This is a genomic window from Streptococcus sp. OH4692_COT-348, assembly GCF_003859975.1.
Taxonomy (GTDB): Bacteria; Bacillota; Bacilli; order Lactobacillales; family Streptococcaceae; genus Streptococcus.
Genome location: NZ_RQZB01000062.1, coordinates 1 through 431 on the forward strand (window position 1 = coordinate 1; position 431 = coordinate 431).

Sequence of the window (431 nt, forward strand, 5' to 3'; positions counted from 1 at the left end):
TGCTTTCGCTACTTCGGCTTTCGCTGCTGCTTTTTCATCGTCTGACAATTTAGCGTTCTTATCAATTGACGCAATCTTAGCTTCTGATGCTTCTTGGATGGCTTCTAGGGCTTTCTCTTTACCTACTGGATTTACTGCTTCAATTGCTTTAAGTCCTTTAGCCTGAGCTCCGTCTACACCTTCTTGATCTTTCGCTTCATTGATAGCATTTACGGCTGCGATGGCGGCTTTCGCTACTTCAGCTTTCGCTGCTGCTTTTTCATCATCTGACAATTTAGCATTCTTATCAATTGACGCAATCTTAGCTTCTGATGCTGCTTGGATGGCTTCTAGAGCTTTTTCTTTACCTACTGGAGTTACTGCTTCAATTGCTTTAAGTCCTGTAGCCTGAGCTCCGTCTACACCATCTTGATCTTTCGCTTCATTGATAG

At 43.2% G+C, this 431-nt stretch carries 1 protein-coding gene; it reads right to left on the reverse strand.

The genetic code is table 11. The features are described from left to right. On the reverse strand, nt 1–431 hold a 431-nt coding region (locus tag EII37_RS10905; protein ID WP_124788565.1), incomplete at both ends, for a DUF1542 domain-containing protein.